This is a genomic window from Paracoccus endophyticus (assembly GCF_003286075.1).
Taxonomy (GTDB): Bacteria; Pseudomonadota; Alphaproteobacteria; order Rhodobacterales; family Rhodobacteraceae; genus Paracoccus; species Paracoccus endophyticus.
Genome location: NZ_QLUV01000032.1, coordinates 1 through 6465, shown reverse-complemented (window position 1 = coordinate 6465; position 6465 = coordinate 1). Strand labels below are relative to the sequence as shown.

The 6465-nt window shown below is 62.8% G+C and carries 9 protein-coding genes; 1 reads left to right on the top strand and 8 read right to left on the bottom strand.

Annotation, left to right across the window (positions count from 1 at the left end):
• Positions 1–360: 360 nt before the first annotated feature.
• From mobV to DPQ23_RS14885, 5 genes are all read right to left on the bottom strand, one after another.
• Positions 361–1518, bottom strand: coding sequence for a MobV family relaxase (gene mobV, locus DPQ23_RS14905; protein WP_112875553.1), 1158 nt, complete (start codon positions 1516–1518; stop codon positions 361–363).
• A gap of 806 nt (positions 1519–2324) precedes the next feature.
• The gene (locus tag DPQ23_RS14900) at positions 2325–2627 is read right to left on the bottom strand and encodes a hypothetical protein (RefSeq protein WP_112875552.1); all 303 of its coding nucleotides are present in this window, start codon (positions 2625–2627) and stop codon (positions 2325–2327) included.
• A gap of 86 nt (positions 2628–2713) precedes the next feature.
• Positions 2714–3172 carry an MgtC/SapB family protein gene (locus tag DPQ23_RS14895; protein WP_205961484.1) on the bottom strand — a complete coding sequence of 153 codons (459 nt, stop codon included), beginning with the start codon at positions 3170–3172 and terminating at the stop codon, positions 2714–2716.
• Positions 3173–3570: 398 nt separating this feature from the next.
• Positions 3571–3855, bottom strand: coding sequence for a type II toxin-antitoxin system RelE family toxin (locus tag DPQ23_RS14890; RefSeq protein WP_112875550.1), 285 nt, complete (start codon positions 3853–3855; stop codon positions 3571–3573).
• The gene (locus DPQ23_RS14885) at positions 3845–4093 is read right to left on the bottom strand and encodes a type II toxin-antitoxin system Phd/YefM family antitoxin (RefSeq protein WP_112875549.1); all 249 of its coding nucleotides are present in this window, start codon (positions 4091–4093) and stop codon (positions 3845–3847) included. The genes DPQ23_RS14890 and DPQ23_RS14885 overlap by 11 nt, the downstream gene beginning before the upstream one ends.
• Positions 4094–4395: 302 nt before the next feature.
• Here DPQ23_RS14885 and DPQ23_RS15580 point away from each other — a divergent pair, with 302 nt between their 5' ends.
• Positions 4396–4614: a hypothetical protein gene (locus DPQ23_RS15580; RefSeq protein ID WP_162630792.1), complete on the top strand. Its 219-nt coding sequence runs from the start codon at positions 4396–4398 to the stop codon at positions 4612–4614.
• A gap of 170 nt (positions 4615–4784) precedes the next feature.
• On the opposite strand, the gene DPQ23_RS15575 is transcribed toward DPQ23_RS15580, so the two are convergent.
• From DPQ23_RS15575 to DPQ23_RS14880, 3 genes are all read right to left on the bottom strand, one after another.
• Entirely contained in the window at positions 4785–4985 is a 201-nt protein-coding gene (locus tag DPQ23_RS15575) for a hypothetical protein (RefSeq protein ID WP_162630791.1), read from the bottom strand.
• A 144-nt stretch (positions 4986–5129) separates the two neighbouring features.
• Positions 5130–5582 (bottom strand): hypothetical protein, encoded by a 453-nt coding sequence (locus tag DPQ23_RS15570; RefSeq protein WP_162630790.1) that lies wholly within the window; start codon positions 5580–5582, stop codon positions 5130–5132.
• Positions 5583–5657: 75 nt separating this feature from the next.
• Positions 5658–6101, bottom strand: a complete 444-nt coding sequence (locus DPQ23_RS14880; RefSeq protein WP_240602842.1) for a helix-turn-helix domain-containing protein — start codon at positions 6099–6101, stop codon at positions 5658–5660.
• Positions 6102–6465: the final 364 nt, after the last annotated feature.

Genomic DNA, 6465 nt, shown 5'->3' with positions numbered 1-6465 from the left:
TACCCCCCCCTTTTTTTTATTTAATTATCAATAACTTATTTTTTCGCCTTCTTATGATCTTAGGACTGCTAAAAAATCCACAGTCCGGGCGCGCTTGCGCGCCGGGGGGGAGCGCCCCTACGGGGAGCTGGCGACCCCCCGCCCTAGGACGGACTGTGGGGTTTTTGGCATTGGCCGGGAGGCCCCCTTCAGGGGGACGAGCGGGCGATTAGGTGCGCTCCATCGAGGCACCAAGGCGGCACCGGATGGGGTGGATCAGGCAAGGAGGGGAAGGGCTGGGGAAAAACAGCGGATATGCGACTGCTGTGAGCGAATGACGGAGGTGACGCCGTGACAAAGCTTGCCCCGGGTCGGGTTCGTCTAGTCGAGGTCCAGATCGAGGTCCTTCTCCCGGTCATGCTCGTGGGCCTTCTCGTGCGGATCGCGGCCGTGCTTGAGGTATTCGGCCATGTGCTCGGGCGCGATGCCGTGGGCTTCCGCGAAGTCGAAGGCGCGCTCGATGGTGAGAAGGAGGTGCCTTTCCCGCTGGCGAGCCTCGTCCCGCCATTGGTCGCGCTCGTCCTCGAGCTCGCTGACCTGTTCCCTGAGTTCGCGGGTCTTGGCGCGGAGGTCGCCCAGGGTTTCCTCCAGATCGCCGGAGAGGACTTCCTGTCGCCTGACGCGCTCATGGGCGAGCTGGGCCTCCAGGAAGGCCGTCTGAGCCTCGTGGCGGTCCCTCTGGCGGTCGAGGGCCAGGCGGGCGCCCCTGAGAGCGTCTGTGGCGGCCTCCGAGGCCCTGTGGCGCCAGTCCTCGTCCGACTCCCCGCCCAAACCCAGGAAGTGGCCTCTCTGGCGCTCTGGAAGCTCCACAGCGGCCTCCGGTGCCATGATGTGGGCATAGACCCTCTGGACGCGCTCATGGGTGGCCTGGGACCGCTCCAGGCCGCGTTCCAGTTCGTGCTCCAGGCCGACCTCCTTGGCAAAGTCGGTCTGCATGGCGGAAAGCTTCTGGCGGTTGCCCACCAGGGCCCGAGCGTTGAGCTTGCCGTGTCTGTCCAGCGGGATGGTCATGACGGTCATGTGGGGGGTGCTCTCGTCGCGGTGGACGACGGCGGAGAGGACGTTCTCGGCCCCGTGGCGTTCCTTGAGCCAGTCCAAGGCATCGCGGAAGTAGGCGTCCTGCTGATCGCGGGTCATGGCGTGCATGGCCTCGGGGCTGGCGCCGATGAAGTATTCCAGCCCATGGACGGCGTTGGCGCGGATCTTCTCGGGAGCGCGGTCGCGCCAGGCGTCCAGGACGGCCTCGCTGGTGTCGGGGCCGTGGAAGATGGTGTTCTCGTGCCGGCGCTTCAGGTCGGCGTTGAGGGTCTCGCGTTCGCGGAAGGTGTGCTGGAGGCTTGCGGCGAGGTTGGCAGGCTTCTTGAGCTTGGCGCAGCGCAGGATGGCGAAGCGGGGCTGCTGCCGGACGCGGCGGTGCTCCAGGCGCAGCCCGATCTCGGGCACAAGCCCCTCGTCCCCACGCGCGCGAGACTTGGCCATGGAACAAGCTCCGTAACAGAAGAAGTGGGTTTATGTGTACTCACTAGACATTCCGGCACAAGGCCGGAATGTCGCTCACCCCGCACCAGCGGGGAAAGGACACATAAACCCACTTCTTCTTGTCATCTCTGCGACAGATTGGTCGGGCTGACCGGGGCTTCGTTCCGTGGCGACTCCGCCCCCGGCCAGCCTGGTCAGATCACAGTGGCAAGGTTCCGGTGCCTGCTTACGCGGCCGTGGCAGCTCAAGGCGTGGGGGGATCGAGGTTGCGGCGGTGCGGGTCTGGCAGGAGTTCCGGGAGCGCGCCCTTGAGGTCGGGCGTATGGCCCAGGAGCTGGCCGGCCAGTCCCGTGGTCCAGCTTCACCGGCAGGCTCGACCGGAGCCGTTGGCCCGGCGAGGCAATCCGCGCCGAGGCGATCCGAACGGGGGGCAGTCATTTCGCCCTGTCCCGACTTGCGCGCCGCACCGGTACGGTTGCGGCTTGGTCCACGTCCCACCCACGAGCAAGCCGTGGCCGCCCCGCCCGCGGGGTCGAAACCACCGCTGCTCGGACATCAGCGAATACCGTGTACCGGTGGCGGGCGCTGCCCAGCCCGGCACGGTGTCGTTCGATGTGCTGATCCGACCTGACCGAGGCCTGGCGAAGCTCGGCTACAAGGTCAGATATCGCTGGACCGACCGGCCGGCCGAGATCCTGACCGGCATGGTCCGACCTTGAGAAAGCTCATAGTCGCTCAAGCGACCCTCATAACATCCCAGGGAAAAGTTTGGATTAGAGCCTAGTTTTTTCGGACACAGGCACCGCTCAGCGACGGGCCCGCTCGCGCTGCCAGGCCAGTTGGCTCAGAATGGCCGACGAGTTGCCCTGGGCAATGACTGTGGCAGGCAACGCCATTGCGATCTGGAAGGGCAGGAGCATCAGCGCGTCCAGGCAGGGGGCAGCCCCAGCCTGTGCCGGTGCACGCGGTCCCTCTGGGGCTGTGCTGGGCATTGCCTCCATGTCGGCTTCAAACTGCGGGGCGTTGATCTGGGCGTGGTCAAGCATGTCGTCCTCGAACTCTTGGGGGCGGAAGAAGGCTCTTGTCTTGTCTAGCTGCGCCTGCGGCATGCCGCGCGCGCCTGTCACCTAACCAGCGCAGCTTGGCAGGGTTTCCGCGGTGGATGAAGGGTAGAACCTAGAGTACCAGGTGTGCCTCACGCGTCATCCTCTCCTGCAGACTTAACGGCAGTCGAGTGTTCGATCTCTGGCTCCCCATCTGGTCGAGGCTTGAGGCGCGGAAGGGCAATCAGCGAGATTACCGTCAGAAGGGCGATCACCGCGCCAACGTCATAAGAGCCAAGGCCCACTGCCGTGCCGATCGCACCCGTGGCCCACAGGCTTGCCGCTGTTGCAGTGCCCTTCACCGAGTTGCCGTTCTTGAGGATTGCTCCACCGCCGATGAAGCCAATGCCGGTAATGAGTCCTTCGATAACGGCGGAGATGGCGCCTGGCTCGGTGCTAAGGCGTACTTCGGCCGCTTGGACGAAACCACAGCAGGACACCGCAACCAGGGGAAAGGTCCGCAAGCCGGCGCTGCGCTCCTCGCACTCGCGGTTCCAGCCAATCGGCAGGGCGAACAGATAAGCGATAGCCAGAACCGTGAGGTGCGGCACCAAGTCCAGCTGTTCCAGCGAAATGATGCGGTCGAGTATAGCGGCTCTCCTGAGAGGTCTGCGTATTGAGGTGGTATCGAGGCCGGCAAGACTCCGTAATCCGAGCTGCGATCTGGCAAACTGCCCCTGCCGCATAGGGCAGGGGCAGCCTCAGCAGGAGGAGAACTTGTGCGCTTTGCTCTCTACAGCCTCAAACCGGGAGAACGACCGGGAGTTCCTCAGGCAACTCGAAGCGCAACTACATGGCCTTCTTTCCCACAACCCCCCGGGTGCGCCCCCGCCGCCTTCCGCCGCTGACCATAACACCGGTTAAGAGAAGCGCGGCACCTCGGGGTTGAGCACGGGGGCGCGGAGGTGAGGCTGCAAGGTTGGGTGAAGGACCACCCAAGCGTGGGGCGCTACTGCCGCTGATCTGCATCCCGATAAACCGCGTTCCGGTTTCGCTTTCCGACCGCAATCACGCTGACGACCAGTTCGGCCTCGCGCACCTCATAGATCAGGCGATAGCCCACGGCCCGCAGCTTGATCTTGTAGCGGTTCTGCGCGCCATGGAGGCGGGCGGAGGGCACATGCGGGTTTTCCAGCCGTTCGGCCAGTTTCTTCTTAAACTGGCTGCGGATCGTCGCCCCGAGCCCGTCCCATTCCTTTTTGGCCTCCGCGCGGAAACGCAGCTCATAGGTCATCCAGCGACACCGCCACTTCAGGGCTGCTGGCCCGGGCATCGGCGATGGCGTTCAGCTCCGCGTCTTCGATCAGGTCGAGCATGGCCTCATATTCCGCGGCCGGGATGCAATAGAAGGCCGGTTCGTTGCGGTTCAGGATCGCCACCGCCCCGCCCTTCCCGGCGGCCATAGTGCCCATCGGGTTGCGCTTCAGCTCGGTAACACTGGCTGTCACACTGGCATGGATGGTATGCGCCATGGCTTCCTCCAAGGTGCGCTTGGGAGTGCTCTAATTAGCCCTCTGAAAAGCGCTGTTCAAGGTGTCTGTCTCTCTGCCCCTGCCGCTTGGAGACCTCAAGGACCGCAGGGCGGCAGGGCGGCATGAACCGGCACCGGTCTTTCGGAAACCAGGCGCAGACCTGCCCTGCGGGACAATTTGACGCAGTGCTAGATCCTCTGCCGGCCCCTCTGATGCTCCTAGGGTCTGGGACCATGCAGGCGCAGCTTCTTCGCAGCCTTGCTCCCACGCGCACCCCTGCCCTATGCGGCCACAGGAAGAAGATGGACGCACAAGCCTTGGGGGAATGTCGGCATTGTGGGCATCGTCCCATTGTGCGCGACGCGCCCTATTGCGGCCGCTGCGGGGGCGACGAGCCTGTTGAAGCATTTTTCCTGCTGCAGAAGCGGCGGCGCCAGTTGACCTTCGTGGTGGTCCCGCTGTCAATCGTGGCAGCAGTGCTCGCGGTCGTTCTAATGGAATTTCTGCTGTTCCTGACCTGAGCTGGAAGCAGCTTGGAGTTGCCGGACTTGCGAGCCACGAGGTTCAAGGCGCCGGCCGGAGTTGACAGCCTCCTTGTTTGGAGCCTGGGAGGAGAACCTCGTGACTGCAGGTCAGATCGGTCACTGTCCAATCTGGAGCGTCAACTTGCAGAGGCCTGAGGCCGTTCCTTTCAGGCAGCCTCCTGCCGCCGGGTGTCAGGGGCGTTCGCCTGCCGACCCATGAGCTTCTCATAGACGGCCCGGAAGCCCGCATGATGCTGGTAGGCGCTGAGCGCCTTCAGTATCAGACTCCACTCGTCGAGTGTGAGCGCAGGAGCTTGGGCAGGGGCGGCCAAGGCGTTTTTTCGGGGAACAGACGGCAGGGAGATCATGGGGGACTTCTCGGTTCGGTCAGGGTCAGTAGAGGTCCACAAACGTTCTCCTCTTCCGGATGTTCACTCCAAAAGATCAACTTTCCCGTGTGATGACTGTTCTCAGGACTGACACCGGTCCAATCCTGCTTCCTTGGGGCGATGTCAGGCCTTGCGCCCGCCCCACCAGAACCATCGTCGCGGCGTGGGCGTGGGCGTGGGCGTGGGCGTGGGCAGAGGCTCAGATTTCTGCTCCTGGTAGGTCAGCAGTGCGGTAAGCCGCCGCCGCTCCGCTGCCTCTGCGTCAAGGCGTGCTCGCAGGTCGGCCACCGTCTCCTGCTCTCGCTCAAGCTGGGTTGTCAGCATCTCGACCCGGACCCGCAGGACTTCCTCGGCCACTGAAGAAGTTGCAGGCGGTTCCTGATGTGGTTCCGGAGCCTGTACCGGTACCGGTTCTGTTAGGGCAGGGGGGAACGCCCTGAACAACTCGGCCGCCTCTATGCTGTAAGTGCCATCCTCGTGCCGCTGGGCCGATAACCTGCCGGACTTGATGGCGCGGTGGATGCTGGATTTCCCCTTGCCGGTTTCTTTGGCGGCTTGGGACAGGCTAAACTGCATTGCGTTCCTATGGGGTTCCGGATCGTCCCACTGGCAGGGTTTAAACACGGTTCCCGGAACCTATTGGACTTTGCCCTAGTCGTCATCCGTCTCGCGCTGGGTCGCTGGCAGGTCCGGCTCCATTCCGCCCAAAAACGGCTGTGATGGTGGCCGCAGGCCATCTCCGGCAGGCATCTGGCTCTCATCCCTGAACAGGCTAGGAAGGCGGCGCAGAGGCTCTTGATGCCCCAAGGTTTCGGCATCCGGCTGTTCATCGCTCGCTGCAATGACGGTTGCACTGAACAGGCTGTATCGAATGCCGTCGCGTGCACCACTCCAAGCCACCCGGTCATTGATGACGTATGCGTTCACGGTTCCGTTCTGCCCTATCTGACGGACCTCTATCCATCGGTCAGCTTCGAGGACGGCGAGAGCTGTCTTGACTGTTGTGACGCTTTTCACGCCGAGAAGGCGGGCAAGGGTCTTGTGTGAGATGACAACAGCGTTGTTGTCCCTGACCCGGGCGGTCAGCAAGTGCATCACTGCCGCCGCTTTGGGAGCTTTCGTGATGAGGGCTGCCCAAGCCTCATGCGCGGCCCGCTCTGTTTGAACCCAGTTTCCTCGTGTGCGGGGGTCCTGTGGGACTATCTGCTTCACTGCCTACCCCAAGCCAGATTCTTGGCGATTTTTGCCAACTCTTTGGCGATTATTAATGGCTATTTTCGCCAATTCAATGGCGATTTTTGACGTCAAATTGGCTACCCCTAGCCAGCAAGCTACTGGCTAGGGGTAGCCAGCAGGCTACTGGCTACCCCCCCCTTTTTTTTATTTAATTATCAATAACTTATTTTTTCGCCTTCTTATGATCTTAGGACTGCTAAAAAATCCACAGTCCGGGCGCGCT